Source organism: Planococcus sp. FY231025, from assembly GCF_052078085.1.
Classification (GTDB): domain Bacteria; phylum Bacillota; class Bacilli; order Bacillales_A; family Planococcaceae; genus Planococcus.
This window is the reverse complement of the sequence record NZ_JBQJJG010000004.1, coordinates 454261-471048: the sequence shown is the minus strand read 5'-3', so window position 1 is coordinate 471048 and position 16788 is coordinate 454261. Positions and strand designations below refer to the sequence as shown.

Below are 16788 nucleotides of genomic sequence, written 5' to 3'. Positions count from 1 at the left end.
CCGGGAAAACCCTCACCGGCAGGATAGGCAGGCTGAATAAAATATTGCCCCTCTTCAGCCCCCACTATCGAAATGCCGGAATTTCCCGTATAATGAGTTAGTATAAATTAGAAATCTTAAATTATATTTGGTTTTATTTAACATAAACGTTCTGCTGAAATTCCCTAACGGCTTTCTATGCCCGTTCAACCGCAATTTTTCCGACCACAGGAGGTGTGCACCATGAAATCGACCAACCGAAACAAAACCGATATCTCCAGCCCCGGAGCTTACTATAAAGACATGTTCGACACCATGATCCAGAACTCGCCTGCTGCGATGTACATCCTGGAAGGCTCTTCTTTTTTGTACGTCAACCGGCAGTTGTGCGAACTCACCGGCTACACAGAAGATGAGTTCATCAGCGGACGTGTCACGATGCCCGACCTGATCTGCGCGGAAGATCTGCCCATCGTTCGGGCGAGCGTCAATGACCGGCTCGAAGGGCGGACGGAGGAAGCCCGCTACCGGGTCCGCTTCTGCAAGAAGGACGGAAGCCTGCACCATATCGAAGTGCACGCATCCAAAATGCTGCAGGACGGCAAAGCGGTGACATGTGGCACCATCATCGATGTCACTGAACAGGTCATGGCGGACCTCCAGCTGCAGGAAAACCAGGAGCGTTTCGAGTCCCTTTTCTACAACAACCCCGATGCCATTTTCAAGTTCGACCTTGAAGGCAAATTCACCATGGTCAATCCGGCGTGCTCAGACCTCGTCGGCTACAGCGCCGAGAAATTGCTGGATATGTCGTTTGCGCCCCTGATCGTTTCGGAGGATCTGGGGACGGCATTCACCCATTTCCAGATGGCGGCGCAAGGCATCCATTCCCGCTATGAACTGTCGGCCATGCACGAGGACGGCGAGCTGCGCAGACTCGAAGTCACGGCGTTCCCGGTGAAGCAGCGCGGCGAAATCACCGGCGTCTACGGCATCGCCAAGGACATCACGGAAAAACGCGCGCACCAGAAGCTGTTGGAGGAAATGGTCTATTTCGACCCGTTGACAAAGCTTCCGAACCGAAAACTGTTCGAAGACCGGCTGAGCCAGGTGCTGCACCTGTCCAAAACGAACCAGCAGCCGCTCGCCGTGCTGTTCCTTGATGTGGACCGCTTCAAGTTCATCAACGATTCCCTCGGCCACCACATGGGCGACGAATTCCTGAAAATCACGGCGCAGCGCCTTTCCGCGGAGGTGCGGAAAACGGATACCGTCGCCAGGTTCGCCGGGGATGAATTCGCCGTCCTCCTGCCGGGCGCCACCGAGCAAGAAGCGGTGACCTTGGCCAAGCGGCTCAATGCCGCCCTGTCGGAGCCGTTCGATGTGCTGGGCCACTCACTGTCGGTTTCCGCCAGCATCGGCATCGCCTACAGCTGTTCGGCAGAAGAAAGCGTCGACAGCCTCGTCAAAAAAGCGGATGTCGCGATGTACTTCACCAAAAGGTCCGGCAAGAACAACCATACCGTCTATAAGCCGGAACTCGACCAGGGCAGCGCCTTCAAGCTCCTCGTCGAACAAGGGCTGAAGGCCGCCATCCCAAACAATGAATTTGTCCTGCATTACCAGCCAATCATGGACTTGAAGAACGGCAAAGTCAGCTCGATGGAAGCCTTGATCCGTTGGCACCATCCCGAACTTGGCCTGGTGCCGCCGGACCGCTTTATCCCGGTGTCCGAGGAAAGCGGCCAGATTGTCGCGATCGGCGAATGGGTGCTCCGCACCGCCTGCAGCCAGAACAAAGCGTGGCAGGAAGCGGGTTACGGCCCGTTCAAAATCAGCGTCAACGTTTCGACAATCCAGCTGCAACGCCCGGATTTTGCCGAAAAGGTCAAAGCGATCCTTGAAGAGACGGGACTCGACGGGAAATGGGTGGAGCTTGAAGTGACCGAGAGCATCCTGATGGAAGACACCGAACGGCTGAAACGCTGCTTCAAGAACCTGAAGGCGCTCGGCCTCTCTATCGCGATCGATGACTTCGGCACCGGCTACACGTCGCTCAGCTACCTGCGCGAATTCGAATTCGACCGCGTCAAAATCGACCGCAGCTTTATCGGCGATATCAACAGCGGTCAAAACGGCAAAGCGATTACCTCGACGATCATCGCGCTCGCCCATAAACTGAACATGGGCGTCATCGCCGAAGGCATCGAAGACGACACTCAGCTGTCGTTCCTGTCGGATGAGCTGTGCGATGAAGGGCAAGGGTATTACTTCAGCCGCCCGATGCCAGCAGAATTGCAGCAGTTCCCGGCACTTCTGGAAAAACCCGGCGGACGCTGATAACCATTTACCCTTTTACTGCTTAAACCGAAAAAGCCCGTTTCCTCTAGTCGAGGAAACGGGCTTTTCAATTCGGTTTGGCGGTGGAATGAAACATTATTACAAAGTGACGGTTTCTTCAGCCGGTGCTTCCGGCACTTCTGGAGCTTCAGGCACTTCAGGCGTTTCCACTTCCGGCACTTCCACGGTCACTTCGATAGAGTCGAGCAATGCCTGCACTTGCACCAAGGTGCTGAATGCTTCATTGATCTCCCCTTTGGCTTCCGCCACTTCAGCGGAATCCTCACCGAACTTCTTCGTTACGGCCATCAACTGGTTCGTCGATGCCCCCACTTGGCCGAACAAGGCGTTCAAGCCTTCCTGATAATAGACCCATTCTTCATAGCTGAGGGATTCCTTGGCTTCGAGTTCCGCAGTCAATGCCACGACATCAAAATCCACTGACGAGATGCGCTTTTCAATCGGCAGTAGGCGATGCGACAAGTCCGCTCCGTTCACTTTCGCGCTTTGCTCCACTTTCACTTGGGCTTTCACATTGGCATGTGCATCTGGCCCGGCCGCGAGTGCGCCGCCTGTTCCGGAGAATGCCAGACCTGCTGCTAAAGCTGGCGCAGTCAATTTCAATAGCGTGTTCTTCATCTTGGTAGTTCCTCCCTTGATTGAAAAATAGCCTTGCACGGTCTGTTTACCACCGCTCCAAATGGTTAATCACATTTTGTTTATATTTAACATTTTTAAATTACTAATGTAATAAATATAAAGAACGTAATCAACACTTCATGTTTAACGAGGGTCTTTGAAACTTTTTAGCCTCCAAATAAAATAGCATCCAGAGCACGAGCTTTGGATGCTTTTCATAGTGAAAGCTTTTTAGTTTTCTTCGGGCAAGTCTTGCAAAAGCTTTTTCCCGTTTCGTAAGCAAAGCAACAAGTCTGGCGAATTCGCACCGCTTCACCGGTTCCAGGAGCCGCAGCTTTTTCCATGTGGAATTTCCGAAGCGGGTTGACCCGTTCCCCGAATACCGAAGCCGGCAGTTCATGAAGGATAAAGTCAAAATCCCGCTGGCTTTTTTGGCGCACGCTGGGATCGCTTTCATCCATCAGCCGGCTTTCATAAATCCAGTACACATAGACAGCGACGTTCTCCCATAACATGCCCCTCGGAACGGAAGCGGTCGACGAAACGGCTTGGATCACTCCAGCCAGTTCGCTGAACAGCTGCTGGGCAAAAAGCCCAAACCGGACGTGCCGTTCCTTTTCGCCAAGGTCCATTGCAGATGAATCCGAAAGGGATAGCTGAGGCATCCACAAATCGCCCTGCCGGTGCTGGACCAAAAAGCAGCGGCCAAAATCCATCTCAATCGCTTTGCCGAAAACGGCAGCAGCATACAGTGACGGCACGACTACCAAATAGCCCACGCGCTTGATGAGCTGCGAAGCGGCAGCTAGTGTGCTGTCTGTGCCCAGCTCCTTTTTCACCGCTTCCAGGAAGTGCGGCAAGAGTACCGGATCTGTTAACTGCTCCAATGAAACGCCTTCACGCTGCTCTTCGAGGAGCCGGAAATGTTCCGATAAGAAAGTCCGTTCTTCAGCTGCTAATCGGCACAACATTGCCCGTACCACCTTTTAAATGTCTTCCTTTGCTGAACGGAATGCACAGCGGGGTTCCACAGACCGGATCACACGTCACTTGGCATTGGAGACCAAATACTGCATGCATCAGATCAGGCGTGATAATGTCGTTCGGCGCGCCTTGCTTATAGACTTTTTGGTCATGGATCGCTACGATGTGGTCTGCGTAGCGGCAGGCAAGATTCAGGTCGTGAAGCACCATCACAATCGTGCGTTTTTTTGTTTGATTCAAATCGTACAGCAAATCGAGAATATCGATTTGGTGCGTCAGATCCAAATAGGTCGTCGGCTCATCCAACAGGATAATGTCCGTGTCCTGCGCAAGCGTCATGGCGATCCATGCCCGCTGGCGCTGCCCGCCTGACAAGGAGTCCACTTTGCGCTCCGCGAGATCCGTCAGTCCGGTCGCTTCGAGCGCACCGAATACCGCTTCCTCGTCTTTCTCCGACCATTGCTGAAGCCAGCTCTGATGCGGATAGCGACCCTGCTTGACCAATTGCAGGACGGTCAGCCCTTCAGGGGCGATGGACGTCTGGGGCAGGATGGCCAATTGCTTGGCAATTTTCCGTGTCGGCGTCTTGGCAATTTCCTGGCCGTCAAGCACGACAGAACCTTCCTGAGGTTTCAAGAGGCGCGCAAGCGCGCGGAGCAGCGTCGATTTGCCGCAGCCGTTGCTCCCGATGAGAACGGTGATTTCGCCTTTCGGAATCGACAAATCCAACTCATTGATGATGCTCGTTTCCCCATATCCAAGTGTTAAACCTTTTGTTGATAATGCATCCATTACATTTCCTCCTTCTTCAGCAAACAAAACGGGCCAGTGGCAGGAATTATCGGTTCCGGGTGCGGTAGAGCAAGTAGATGAAATACGGCGCCCCGATGGCAGAAGTGAAGACGCCCGCAGGAATTTCCAACGGCGCAAATGCCGTTCGGGCAATCAGGTCGGCGAGCAGCACGATCAAGCCGCCAAGCAAGGCGGAAACCGGCAGCAAAGCCCCGAATGCCGAGCCGACTAGCTTCCGCGCCATGTGAGGGGCCATCAGGCCGACAAAGCCGATGCCTCCGGCAAACGCCACAGCGCCGCCAGCCAGTGCACTGCTAAGAAACAACAGGACGAGCCGGTCCCGCTGTACCAGGCTGCCGGCATTGACCGTCAGCTCATCACCCAGCTCCTGGATATTCAGCCGCCTTGCGTAAAAGAACAGAACGGCCGTGAGCAGGAAAATCCACGGAATAATTGTCAAAACTTCGGTCCAGTTTGTTCCGTTGACGCTCCCTGTAATCCAGATATTCGCCCGGGAGGCCGTGAAGATCGGGCCGAGGATCATCATCATTGTCGTCAGCGCTTGGGCTGCTGCTGACAGGCCGATGCCGATCAAGACGAGCCGGACCGGCGCGACTTGTCCATATTTCTGGGACAGCACATAGACGAGAAAGCCCATGCCCACTGCGCCGATGAATGAAGCGAGCGGCAGCCAGTGAATGCTGACTGCAAGCGTATTGCTACGGTCGCTGTAGAATGCGAGAAAAGCGACAGTCGTGAACGAAGCACCAGCCGTGATCCCGATGATGTCCGGTGAGGCAAGCGGATTGCGGATAATTCCTTGAAGAATCGCTCCCGACATGGCCAAGCCGGCTCCGGCAAACACCGCGAGCAATATGCGCGGCATGCGGAACGATTGGACAACCAAGTTGTGCATATCGGTGCCGGCGCCGAAAATCGCTTTGACGACATCAATCGGATTGATCGCAAGCTGGCCGATTCCAAGGCTCAGAACAATAAGTGAAAACGTTAATCCGGTCAATAAAACCAGGATAAACAAGGATTTTCTATCGATTAAAAAAGATGCTTTTCCCATGCGGAGGCTGCGGTATTTTTTCATTCGTTAAATCCCCTCCTTGCAATGTAGACAAAGAAAGGTGCGCCTACGATGGCGGTCATCACGCCGACCGGCACTTCAGCCGGCATCAGAATATATCGTGCACCGATATCCGCAGCCAGGAGCAGAACCGCTCCGAGCAAAGCGCTGTACGGGATGACCCAGCGGTAATCGGTGCCGACAAGCCATCTGGCGAAATGCGGAATAATGATGCCGACAAAGCCGATCGGACCTGCTACAGCGACAGAACCGCCGGCGAGCAGGACGACGATGACGCCGCCCATGATTTTCACAAGCATTGTTTTCTGTCCCAAGCCTTTTGCGAGGTCTTCCCCCATCGCGAGGACATTCATCTGTTTTCCAAATGCCAGGGCGATGAGCCAGCCAATCGCAAGGTATGGCAGCACCGACAGCAGGATCTCGAGGTCCCTGCCCTGGATGGATCCGGCGAGCCAGAACAGGACCTGGTCAAGTGCGCGTTCATCCAGCGTCAGCATGCCTTGCGTCATTGATGAAAACATCGCTGCAATCGCTGCACCGGCGAGCGTAATCTTGATGGGCGTCAGCCCTTCACTGCCCATGGAGCCGAACACATAAACCACAACCGATGCGATTGCGGCGCCAAGAAAGGCCAGCCAGGCAAACGCCGTAAGCGACGATAACCCGAGAAAGCTGATGCCAAAAACCACGAAAAAACTCGCTCCAGCATTGATGCCGAGAATACCTGGAGAAGCTAGCGGGTTGTGTGTGAGGCCCTGCATGACAGCGCCTGCAACAGCCAGACTTGCACCGACAGCGGCAGCGATAAACGCCCGCGGGATTCTCGTATCCTGGATGATGATGTGCTCATTCGATCCGTCAAAATGATATATGGCATCGAAAACCATCTGCGCTGACACTTTTGTTAGGCCCAGAACGATGCTCGACCAGACAAGGGCAGCAATGACAAGGACGCCAATGATCAGTCCGAAAGTTTTGGCTCGATTGTTTCTAATCATAACAGCTACACTTCTCCTATATTTCCCACGTTTCTTTTCTTTCTATAATTAAAGTGAATCATTTCAAGTCAGTTCTATCAAAGTATAAATTCATTGAGAATCATTGTCAATTATTCTTGAAAACCTCTTGACATGCCGGTCCTGTGATATTACGATGTGAATGTATTGAAAATCATTATCAATTAGGAGTTTATTAGGAGGAACATAAATGTTGAAGAAATCGTACTCACTGCTTGTCCTGCTGGCGGCACTCGTTCTGCTATTGGCAGCATGCGGCAATGCAGAGCCTGAAGCGGAAAAAGAAGCAACTGAAGGAACAGCAGGCACTGAAAGCTATAAAGTAGAACACGCAATGGGCACTGCAACCATCGAAGGCGAGCCTGAACGCATCGTCGTCTTGACGAACCACGGAACAGAAGCCTTATTGTCAATGGGCGTGACGCCAGTCGGCGCTGTCCAGTCGTGGACAGGTGACCCATGGTATGAACACATTGCAGCTGATATGGAAGACGTGGAAGTGGTGGGCACGGAAAGCGAAATCAACCTGGAAGCGATTGCCGCTTTGGAGCCGGACCTCATTATCGGAAATAAGATGCGCCAGGAAGAACATTACCAGGCGCTAAACGCTATCGCTCCAACAGTGTTTGAAGAAACGCTTCGCGGCGACTGGAAAGTCAATTTCGAATTGATTTCCAAAGCGATCAACAAGGAAGATAAAGGCCAGGAAGTGCTTGACGCTTATAATGAACGCGTGGCGGCGCTGACTGAAAAACTTGGCGACAAAATCAACACCAAAGTATCGATGGTCCGCTTCATGCCGGATGATGTGCGCATATACCACAAAGATTCATTCTCAGGCATCATCCTGGAAGAAATCGGCCTGGCCCGTCCGGAATCCCAGGACGTGGATGATTTTGCGGCTCAAGGCGTAACAAAAGAGCGCATTGAGGAAATGGACGGCGACGTCATCTTCTACTTCACTTACCAGAACGAACAAAAAGAAGGACAGCAAGCGGAAGACGCATGGGTGAAAGACCCGATCTGGAACAACTTGAAAGCGGTCCAGGAAGGCAAAGCCTACGAAGTCAGCGACACCATCTGGAACACAGCTGGCGGCGTCATGGCAGCGAACTTGATGCTAGATGATCTGGAAGAGAAATTATTGAACGAATAATGACCAATGTGAGAAAGCCCCTTTGCCAGCAACGGCAAAGGGGCTTTCTGACTGCTGTTTTTTCCATCAAAGCAATAAAACCATTCTGGTCTTCCTGGCTTTTGATGATCCGATTCTAATACGCCATATAGTCGCTGAGGGTGACAACCGGAATACTAGGAAGGATAGGAAAGCCAAAAACAATCCAACCCACGCCCCTACGATTTTTTGTGGTTATTTACTGGCCACCACAAGTGTTTCGGCATACTGGTCATGTGGGAAAATGATGCCGCCGTTCGCGTCAAACGCTTTGCGGTCCTTCAAATAGCTGATGGCGCTCACCGAATCGCGGTGCATGGAGCGCTTCAGGATCTGCCCTGCTTCCGGCTTTTCGCCGTCTTCCGTAATGATTTTGATGCCAACGGCCTTTTGCCCGAGCGTCTGCCCGAAAAGGCTGATCTGTGCCGCTTCAAGCCCCCACAAAACGACGGACGGCAGGATGACGACCGGGACAAAGCTGCCCTTCACCTTCTTTTTCACCATCGGCTCCAAAGCCGATGACACCACAGAAGACACCACCGTATCGATTCCCATAGCCATAACGCGTTTTTTCGTCAATTCGTTCATATTTCATTCCTCCTCTTTCGGATTTTTTCGGCGCGGATATGCCGCGCGGTTTTCCTCTTCGTCCTGTATGATGGAAGAAAAGGGGTGACGCATTTTGATCTTCCTCGTAATCTGGATCCTGTTGATCGGCTATGCCGTATTTCTCGCACCCGGCGGCGATGCCGACGCGGTCTTCTCGAAAATCCTCAGCATGGAATGGGGCGGCATTGACCCGCTCGTCTTTGCGGTGTTCAATTCACTCGGCCTGTTCCCGGCGGTCTTTTTGACGCTGCTGGGGCTCAATGACCGGCAGCGCTGGCCGGCCTGGCCATTCGCCCTTGCGTCGTTTGGCATCGGCGCATTCGCTTTGCTGCCGTATTTTGCGTTTGGCCAGAAGCCCGCCGAACGGAAGCTTCGCGCACCAAAATGGCTCGTGCGCTTCCTGGCGTCGCCCATTTGGCTCATCGCATTGATCGCGCTTTCGATCGGCAACCTATTGACGCTGCTCCAAGGTTTTTCCCTGGCCGCCTACCGGGAAGCGTTCTTTGCGTCCAGCTTGGTTTCCGTCATGACGGTGGATTGGTTCGTGCTGTGGGGCCTGTCCGTCTATACGGTCCGCCGGTTCTACCCGGAAGCCCGGCACCAAGCGCTCGCCTGGATTCCGGTCATCGGGCCGGTGCTCGCGTTGCTGCTCAACCGGGAGCTGCGCACACCGCTCAAAAGAAATAAAACCGGATGAACAGGAGCGCGGCAAGTCCGACCGGCAGCAGGCTCAGCGTCACGAGATGCTCCCGCGACTCCCGTATGTACTTCCATTGCAGGAACGCCTGGACCAGATGGAGCCCCGTCAGGTAGACGATCCAGAACCAGATCAGCCGATCGCCCGTTTCCGTTACCACGAACGGGATAAAGGCCAGTGCCGCAACCAGGATGATGCCCCGGCTCCAAGCGTCCGCCTTTTTCCCCGGGCTGTCCGACAGCCGCTTTTTCTCGACCTTGAACCCTTTCCGCAACGCTTTGTCGACTGCCAGAAACAGCACGAGCAATACGGCGAGAATGATGAAAAACTCCATCCGGCTCCCTCCCTTCTTTTATTCGGTGTTCATGAAACATCGGTGAGGGGATTCTAAAAATCGTGTTTCAAAACAGCAAGAAACTGATGCCGACCAGCGTGCCCACCCCTATTGGGAACATGGTAAGCGTTGCAAGGTGCTCCTGCGATTCCGGTATGTATTTCCGCTGCAGAAACGCATCAATTGCAGTGAAAGTGGTCAAGTAGATACTCCAGATCCACATCATTCCTTCTCGCCAGCCCATATCTGCAGAAGGGATAATCAACAGCGACAGGAAGATGATGGTGCCCTGGCCCCAGGCACGGGTTTTTGCTCCCGGTGTATCCTCGAGATCGGTCTTCTCGACTTTCAGGACTTTCCGCACCACTCTTTCAGCTACGAAAACCCATAAAAGGAGCAGGATGAGAACCAAAATAAACTCCAATGCGCCCTCCCCCTTTCCATTCTCTTCCTAATCATACGGACGAACTGTCCGAAGGTTCCAATAAAAGACGCCTTTGAACCTTTTCAATCGGTTCAAAGGCGTTTTCCCTTTCGTTCGTCCTCTTCATCGTTATCCAAAAATCGCTTTCCCGTCCTCCGTGCTGATCGGCAGCGAAGAATGTTCGTGGGTGATCCGCCAGGACCCTTCGGTTTTTTCCAGAAAGAAAAACGGTTCGGCCTATTAAGCTGAATCGTTTTCGCTTTTGATATTAAGCTTTAAGACCGACAGTTTCGTTTTCTTTTTTGCTTCCCTCAAAATTTTCAAAGGTATTTAAAACAGTACGCGTCAAAATTTCTATTCCTGTCAGCATACTTTCTTGATCAAATGTCATTTTCGGATGGTGTAGCCCTGGCGCCAATCCGCACCCTAACCCCAACATTGTCGCTTTAATCGAAGGTCTTTTCAAGGTGTAATAATGGAAATCTTCCCCGCCCGGCGTGAGGATCGGTGCTGCCAGAAATTCTTCTCCAACCGTATCTGCAATCCCTTTTGCCAGCAGTGATACAGCTTCATCATCGACTTGTGCTGCAGCAATTTCAGAAGCGATATCATAAGAGATTTGAACTTTTGAAAATTCAGCGACAAACTGGATTGCTCTGTCGACTTCTGCTAAAAGGACCTTCATTAATTCGTTAGTTTGCGCTCGCATATCGATACTAAAAATTCCATTTCCAGGTATAATGTTTGCTGATTCTCCTCCCGCTTTAAACATCGTTATTTTAGCAGAATGCGGAATAGTCGAATCCAGATGGATTGAATGGATAGCGTTCACAAGAAGAGCCATCACTTCAATTGCATTTTGACCTTGATTGGGCCGCGCTCCATGAGCATCATTTCCTAAAATAGACCCTTTTAACATTTTCGTTGCTCCATGCATAATGGCTGGTGCAGAATAGCCGTTTCCAATCTCCTGTATCGGACGTAAATGGACACCGTACAGAAAGTCGATATCGTCAACTAGCCCTTTTTCAATGAAAGATAGAGCACCTTTCCCTTTTTCTTCAGCTGGTTGAAAAAGCACTTTTAAGCGTCCAGTTTTGGGGATGCCAAGTTTTTTCAAGACAAGCATTGTCCCAACAGCCATTGTCATATGAGCATCATGCCCACATGAATGATTAGCTCGATATTCTCCATCCACCTCTTGCCAAAGCGCATCAATATCCGTGCGTAATCCAACGGTTGGTTCTCCCGTCCCGACAGTAACTACCAATCCTGTTGAATCTTTAAATGTTTGCGTCTCAAAGCCTTCTTTTTCAAGTAATTCAACCAAGTACTGAGTTGTTTTTTCTTCTTTCCAACTGATTTCCGGATTCTCATGCAAATGTTGAAATACCTCTTCCACTACAGGTTTTATCTCCTTTAGAATTTCTTGCATCATTCTCCACTCCTTTGGCAGAAAGAAGACCATTCCCGCAATCTCTTGCTGAATGGTTTCTTTCCGTAAATGTCATTCAATGAATTTCCAGTTATGTGTTTTTAAGAAGTTATTTTTTGCGGAATAATTTCTTTGATTCCCGTTGTGTACTTCTCCATCAATTCCATATTCGGCTCAAAACCTATGCCAGAGTTAGTTGGAAGCGGAATAATCCCTTGGTTCACCACTACTTCAGGAGTGATTATGTCTTCATGCCAATATCTAGAAGAGGCAGCAGTATCCCCCGGAAGAGTGAAATTAGGCAAACTAGAGATAGCAATATTGTGTGCCCGCCCTATACCAGATTCCAACATTCCTCCACACCAGACCGGGATGCTTCGGCTTTGACAATAATCGTGAATTTTCTTTGCTTCAGTCAGTCCGCCGACTCGTCCAATTTTAATATTGATGATTTTACAGCTGCCCAAGCTGACCGCTTGTTTTGCATCTTCTAAAGAATGTATGCTTTCATCTAAACAAATAGGAGTTTGGACTTCCGGTTGTAATTTTGAATGGTCGATTATATCATCATGTGCCAAAGGCTGTTCAATCATCATCAAATCGAGCTTGTCCATTTCTTTGAACAGTTCAGTATCTTCTAGCGTATAAGCAGAGTTTGCATCAGCCATCATTTTAATATTCGGGAATTTTTCTCTAACAGCTTTTAGAATCGCCATGTCATTTCCTGGTTTGATTTTCAATTTAATTCGCTTATACCCTTCATTAAGGAATCCTTCTACCAATTCCAATAAAGCTTCTTGCGACTCCTGGATGCCAATACTTACGCCCACTTCTATTTCGTTTTTCGTACCGCCAAGGGCCGCATGTAAGGGAATATCATTTTCTTTTGCATATAGGTCCCAATAAGCTCCCTCTAATGCTGCTTTTGCCATGTTGTTTCGTCGGTAAGGCTTAAAAAGTTCGTTGAGTTCATCGGGATGCTTGATATCTTTTTTATTCAATAATGCAGGTATCAAGATATCTTCCAATATCACTTCAACTGTGCCAACTGTTTCTTCGCTGTACAGGGGTCTCGCCGATGCGACACATTCACCATATCCGATGTGTTTATCTCCATGAAGTTCAACTATCATGAATTCTCTATCCGTCTGTACTCCAAAACTAGTCTGGAACGGCGAAACTAAATCCATCTTCATCCTGCGCAACACAATTTTGTTAATCTCCAACATTACCACTCCTTCAGATTTTAGTTGTATAAATGACAGGCCACTTCATGGCCGGGTGTCTGGATCTGGGATTCTGGTTTTACTGTTTTGCATACATCCATCACAAAAGGACAGCGTGTGTGGAAGACACATCCTGAGGGCGGATTGATAGGGGACGGAACATCCCCTTTAAGGATGATCCGCTCACGTTTAAGTCCAGGAGTCGGCAAAGGTATAGAAGATAAGAGTGCCTTCGTATACGGATGGAGCGGATTTGCGAACAATTCATCTGTAGGCGCTTTTTCCACCAAGTGGCCTAGATACATCACTCCAATTTCATCTGCAATGTGACGAACCACACTTAAATCATGGGAAATGAATAAATATGCCAAACTGAACTCTTCTTGTATCTCCTGCAATAGATTTATAACTTGTGACTGGATCGAGACATCCAGAGCTGAAACCGGTTCATCCAATACGACAATATTTGGATTCAAAGCAAGAGCCCGCGCCAAACCGATCCGCTGCCTTTGGCCGCCAGAAAATTCGTGAGGGTAGCGGAAATATTGATCCTGCCGAATACCTGTCTTCTCCAACAAAGTCATTGCCATTTCCATTCGGTCTTGCTTTGATCCGATATTGTGGATGTTCATCGGCTCTTCTATAATTTCACCAATGCGTTTTTTAGGATTTAATGAAGAATGAGGATCTTGAAATACCATCTGCATTTCTTTCCGCATTTTTGTGAACTCTTTTTCTTTCAGTTGGAAAATGTCTCGCCCTTTATAAAGAGCGGTGCCTTCGGTTGGTTCTGTTAATCTGAGCAGCGCTCTGCCGGATGTGCTTTTCCCGCATCCAGATTCCCCTACTAGCCCTAATGTCTTTTTTTCATACAAATTAAAATTTAAATCTTCAATCGCTTTGACATGCCCAATAGTCCGGCCAAAGGGAGAATGAATCGGAAAATATTTTTTCAGTCCGTTAACTTGTAACAGGGGGACGCTATCTTTTGTGTATTCAGACTCCATTTGCAATTGCTTCATGCGGCACCTTCTCCCCGTTTTCGATTTTTTCAAAATGCCAGCACCTTACTTTTTGACTGGCATTTGCTGCCTCCAGGACCGGCGCTTCGTTTAAACATTTCTCATCAGCAAACGCACAGCGCGGGGCAAATCTGCAACCTTTTGGAATATTGCTTAGAGACGGCACTGTACCTGGAATCATATGAAGCTTCTGCGTCCGATCACCATCAATTCTTGGAATGGACTTGATTAACCCTTTTGTATAGGGATGCAGCGGTTTCGAAAACAAAGTATCTACATCCGCCTCTTCAATAACTTGACCAAGGTACATTACTACTACACGCGTGCACACTTCCGCAACCACCCCGAGATCATGGGTAATCATCATAACGCTCATATTCGATTCTTCTTTTAAATCATTAATCAAATCGATGATTTGCGCCTGAATTGTAACATCCAATGCAGTGGTGGGTTCGTCAGCGATCAGCAAGCTCGGCTTGCACGATAATGCCATGGCAATCATGACCCGCTGCCGCATTCCGCCGGAAATTTCGTGCGGGTATTCATGCACACGTTTTTCCGGAGACGGAATTCCAGTTAACCTTAGCATTTCAATGGACTTCTCCATCGCTTGCTTTGCATTCAACTTCTGATGGATCATGATGGATTCGGATATTTGGTTGCCGATGGTGTAGACCGGATTCAGGGAAGTCATTGCGTCCTGAAAAATCATCGATACTTCATTTCCTCTGATATCCCGCATCTTTTGCTCTGATAATGCGAGTAAATTTTCGCCCTTGAAGTTTACAGCGCCTTCGTAACTTGTCGACTTTTCATTCAGCAAGCGCATAATCGATTCAGCCGTCACACTTTTCCCGCATCCCGACTCTCCTACAACCCCAAGCGTTTCGCCTGGAGCAATGGAAAAGGAAACACCATCGACAGCTGTTACAGGACCGTTTTCAGTAGCAAAAGTAGTTCTCAACCCATCTATTTCCAATAAATTTTGCTTATCCATTTTCATCCTCCTTTCACTCCGCTGCTTTCACTTTCCCAAAAACAGATCAGCATGAGGGACAATCTTAATTATTTATTTGCTTTACTTGAGTGAGGATCTAGTAGGTCACGGAGCCCGTCCCCGAACAGGTTCAGCCCTAAAACCGCTAAAATGATGAACACACCAGGGAAAACCGTCATCCACCAAGCACTGAATATGACAATTTTTCCGTCATATAAAATGTTTCCCCAACTCGGGTCCGGTGCCGGGATGCCAGCTCCCAAAAAGCTTAATGCCGCTTCTAGAATTATGGCAATTGCAAATACATAGGTAGTCTGAACAATCAAAGGAGACATGACATTCGGAACTATATGCCGCCAAATAATTCTGAAAGAGCTTGCACCTTGAGACTTCATCGCTTCAATATAAGTTTGTTCCTTCACAACAAGGGCAGAAGAACGTACAATCCTTGCCATTGTTGGTATTTTTGCTATTGTTACCGCTATTACTACATTAATCGGCTGTGGCCCCAATACTGCCATAATCGCTACTGCCAAGAGAATATCAGGAAATGCCATCAAGGCATCACATATTCGCATAAGAATATGATCGAGCACCGAATAGAAAGCGGCATACAGGCCGATAATCATGCCGATTACCGCAGTCAAGATTGCTACCGAAAAACCGACACCCATGGACACTTGGGCACCTGAAGCAACCCGGCTGAACAAATCACGCCCAAAATTATCGGTTCCAAACCAGTGCACAGAATTCGGTGCTGCCAGACGGTCCACTGGATCCAGCTCAAGCGGTGTAAACTGACTGATCATTGGTCCGAAAATTGCAAATAGACTCAATATAACAAGCAGAACACTCCCAACCACTGCTGACTGATTAGACCAGAAGCGGCGGAAAAATAGGCGCCGTTGCTCTTTTTTCAAATCACTTTTCATTACCTTTAAACCGCTGATGCCGATATCAGCTTTTACTTTCGCCTCTGTAGTCATTCTTTTTCTCTCCCTTCTATTTCCGGTTGAATCGGACTCTCGGATCCACAAGGCCATACAGCAAATCGATGAGCAGGTTCAGCAACAGGTAGGCGAGTGCAATAATCAATATCGTTCCTTGAATAACTGCATAATCCCGTCTGACGATTGCGTTAATCACCAGTTGCCCAATGCCAGGCAAGTTGAATACCGTTTCTGTAACGACCGCTCCTGTGATGAGAGAACCGAATGTTTCCCCGAGAATTGTCAGGATGGGAATAAAGGCATTTCTCAAAGCATGTTTGTAAATGACCACACGGTCTTTTACACCTTTCGCTTTGGCGGTTTTAATGTAATTCATGCTTAAGATGTCTATCATGGATGAACGGCTCATACGAGAAATGACAGCCGCTTGAATAGCCCCGAGGGAAATGGCAGGAAGAATCATGTACTGAAGATGATTCCATAATCCTGAACTGACCGGGGCATACCCGGCAACTGGCAGCCAATTAAGATTGACCCCGAACAACAGCATCAGCAATAGTGCCAGGAGAAAACTCGGGAGAGACAATCCCAGCATGGCAATCGTCATGAACATTTGATCGACATATGTGCCGCGGCGCTTCGCTGCGATTACACCGATTGGGATTGCGATGATTATCGAAATGCTTTGAGCAAGCAATGCGAGAGAGAGCGTCGGACCGATATGGCCGAGAAATGCTTCCAGAACAGGCATATTCATATAGATGGAATTGCCGAAATCCCCTTGAAAAATGCCAGCAAACCACTGCACGAATTGTTCGTAGATTGGTAAATTCAGGCCAAGTTCGTCTCTAAGTGCCTGGACTTCCTGTGGAGTCGCTTCTTCTCCAAGCATAACGGACGCTGGATCGCCAGGTATCAGATGTATGATCATAAAAACAATGACTGCTACTATAAGCAGCACCGGTATCATGGAGAGCAGCCGTTTCAAAATATAAGATTTCAAAGGATCTAACCTCCTTACGATGGGGTATAGGGAATAAAAGAGATCAACCTTCTATGAAACATAGAAGGTTG

At 49.4% G+C, this 16788-nt stretch carries 17 protein-coding genes; 3 read left to right on the top strand and 14 right to left on the bottom strand.

Annotated elements, in window-relative coordinates; translation table 11 throughout:
• Positions 1-222 precede the first annotated feature (222 nt).
• On the top strand, positions 223-2319 hold the full coding sequence (locus tag ACTL32_RS05580) for a putative bifunctional diguanylate cyclase/phosphodiesterase (RefSeq protein ID WP_441340536.1): 2097 nt from the start codon (positions 223-225) through the stop codon (positions 2317-2319).
• A 99-nt stretch (positions 2320-2418) separates the two neighbouring features.
• On the opposite strand, the gene ACTL32_RS05575 is transcribed toward ACTL32_RS05580, so the two are convergent.
• From ACTL32_RS05575 to ACTL32_RS05555, 5 genes are all read right to left on the bottom strand, one after another.
• A complete protein-coding gene (locus ACTL32_RS05575) occupies positions 2419-2958 on the bottom strand; it encodes a hypothetical protein (protein WP_441340535.1) in 540 nt (179 codons plus the stop codon).
• Between the two features lie 215 nt (positions 2959-3173).
• Positions 3174-3929 carry an IucA/IucC family C-terminal-domain containing protein gene (locus ACTL32_RS05570; protein WP_441340534.1) on the bottom strand — a complete coding sequence of 252 codons (756 nt, stop codon included), beginning with the start codon at positions 3927-3929 and terminating at the stop codon, positions 3174-3176.
• The gene (locus ACTL32_RS05565; RefSeq protein ID WP_441340533.1) at positions 3907-4734 is read right to left on the bottom strand and encodes an ABC transporter ATP-binding protein; all 828 of its coding nucleotides are present in this window, start codon (positions 4732-4734) and stop codon (positions 3907-3909) included. The genes ACTL32_RS05570 and ACTL32_RS05565 overlap by 23 nt, the downstream gene beginning before the upstream one ends.
• A gap of 46 nt (positions 4735-4780) precedes the next feature.
• Complete coding sequence (locus ACTL32_RS05560) at positions 4781-5833, bottom strand: FecCD family ABC transporter permease (protein ID WP_441340532.1); 1053 nt, start codon at positions 5831-5833, stop codon at positions 4781-4783.
• Positions 5830-6828 (bottom strand): FecCD family ABC transporter permease, encoded by a 999-nt coding sequence (locus tag ACTL32_RS05555; protein WP_441340531.1) that lies wholly within the window; start codon positions 6826-6828, stop codon positions 5830-5832. Before ACTL32_RS05555 ends, ACTL32_RS05560 begins: the two co-directional genes overlap by 4 nt.
• Positions 6829-7036: 208 nt before the next feature.
• Between ACTL32_RS05555 and ACTL32_RS05550 the strand changes: the two genes are divergently transcribed.
• Positions 7037-8002: an ABC transporter substrate-binding protein gene (locus ACTL32_RS05550; protein ID WP_441340530.1), complete on the top strand. Its 966-nt coding sequence runs from the start codon at positions 7037-7039 to the stop codon at positions 8000-8002.
• A 213-nt stretch (positions 8003-8215) separates the two neighbouring features.
• On the opposite strand, the gene ACTL32_RS05545 is transcribed toward ACTL32_RS05550, so the two are convergent.
• Positions 8216-8608, bottom strand: a complete 393-nt coding sequence (locus tag ACTL32_RS05545) for an RDD family protein (protein ID WP_441340529.1) — start codon at positions 8606-8608, stop codon at positions 8216-8218.
• Between the two features lie 94 nt (positions 8609-8702).
• Between ACTL32_RS05545 and ACTL32_RS05540 the strand changes: the two genes are divergently transcribed.
• Entirely contained in the window at positions 8703-9326 is a 624-nt protein-coding gene (locus ACTL32_RS05540; protein WP_441340528.1) for a hypothetical protein, read from the top strand.
• Here the strand turns inward: ACTL32_RS05540 and ACTL32_RS05535 are convergent.
• The 8 genes from ACTL32_RS05535 to ACTL32_RS05500 all read right to left on the bottom strand — a co-directional run bounded on the left by ACTL32_RS05535 (position 9304) and on the right by ACTL32_RS05500 (position 16717).
• Complete coding sequence (locus ACTL32_RS05535; protein ID WP_441340527.1) at positions 9304-9660, bottom strand: DUF4181 domain-containing protein; 357 nt, start codon at positions 9658-9660, stop codon at positions 9304-9306. The genes ACTL32_RS05540 and ACTL32_RS05535 overlap by 23 nt on opposite strands.
• Before the next feature lie 67 nt (positions 9661-9727).
• Positions 9728-10084 carry a hypothetical protein gene (locus tag ACTL32_RS05530; RefSeq protein ID WP_441340526.1) on the bottom strand — a complete coding sequence of 119 codons (357 nt, stop codon included), beginning with the start codon at positions 10082-10084 and terminating at the stop codon, positions 9728-9730.
• 268 nt (positions 10085-10352) lie between these two features.
• Positions 10353-11522 (bottom strand): M20 peptidase aminoacylase family protein, encoded by a 1170-nt coding sequence (locus ACTL32_RS05525; RefSeq protein ID WP_441340525.1) that lies wholly within the window; start codon positions 11520-11522, stop codon positions 10353-10355.
• A gap of 98 nt (positions 11523-11620) precedes the next feature.
• A complete protein-coding gene (menC, locus tag ACTL32_RS05520) occupies positions 11621-12745 on the bottom strand; it encodes an o-succinylbenzoate synthase (protein WP_441340524.1) in 1125 nt (374 codons plus the stop codon).
• A 20-nt stretch (positions 12746-12765) separates the two neighbouring features.
• Entirely contained in the window at positions 12766-13767 is a 1002-nt protein-coding gene (locus ACTL32_RS05515; protein WP_441340523.1) for an ABC transporter ATP-binding protein, read from the bottom strand.
• A complete protein-coding gene (locus tag ACTL32_RS05510; protein ID WP_441340522.1) occupies positions 13742-14764 on the bottom strand; it encodes an ABC transporter ATP-binding protein in 1023 nt (340 codons plus the stop codon). Before ACTL32_RS05510 ends, ACTL32_RS05515 begins: the two co-directional genes overlap by 26 nt.
• Positions 14765-14832: 68 nt before the next feature.
• Positions 14833-15750, bottom strand: a complete 918-nt coding sequence (locus ACTL32_RS05505; protein WP_441340521.1) for an ABC transporter permease — start codon at positions 15748-15750, stop codon at positions 14833-14835.
• Between the two features lie 16 nt (positions 15751-15766).
• Positions 15767-16717: an ABC transporter permease gene (locus ACTL32_RS05500; RefSeq protein WP_441340520.1), complete on the bottom strand. Its 951-nt coding sequence runs from the start codon at positions 16715-16717 to the stop codon at positions 15767-15769.
• Between the last annotated feature and the right edge of the window lie 71 nt (positions 16718-16788).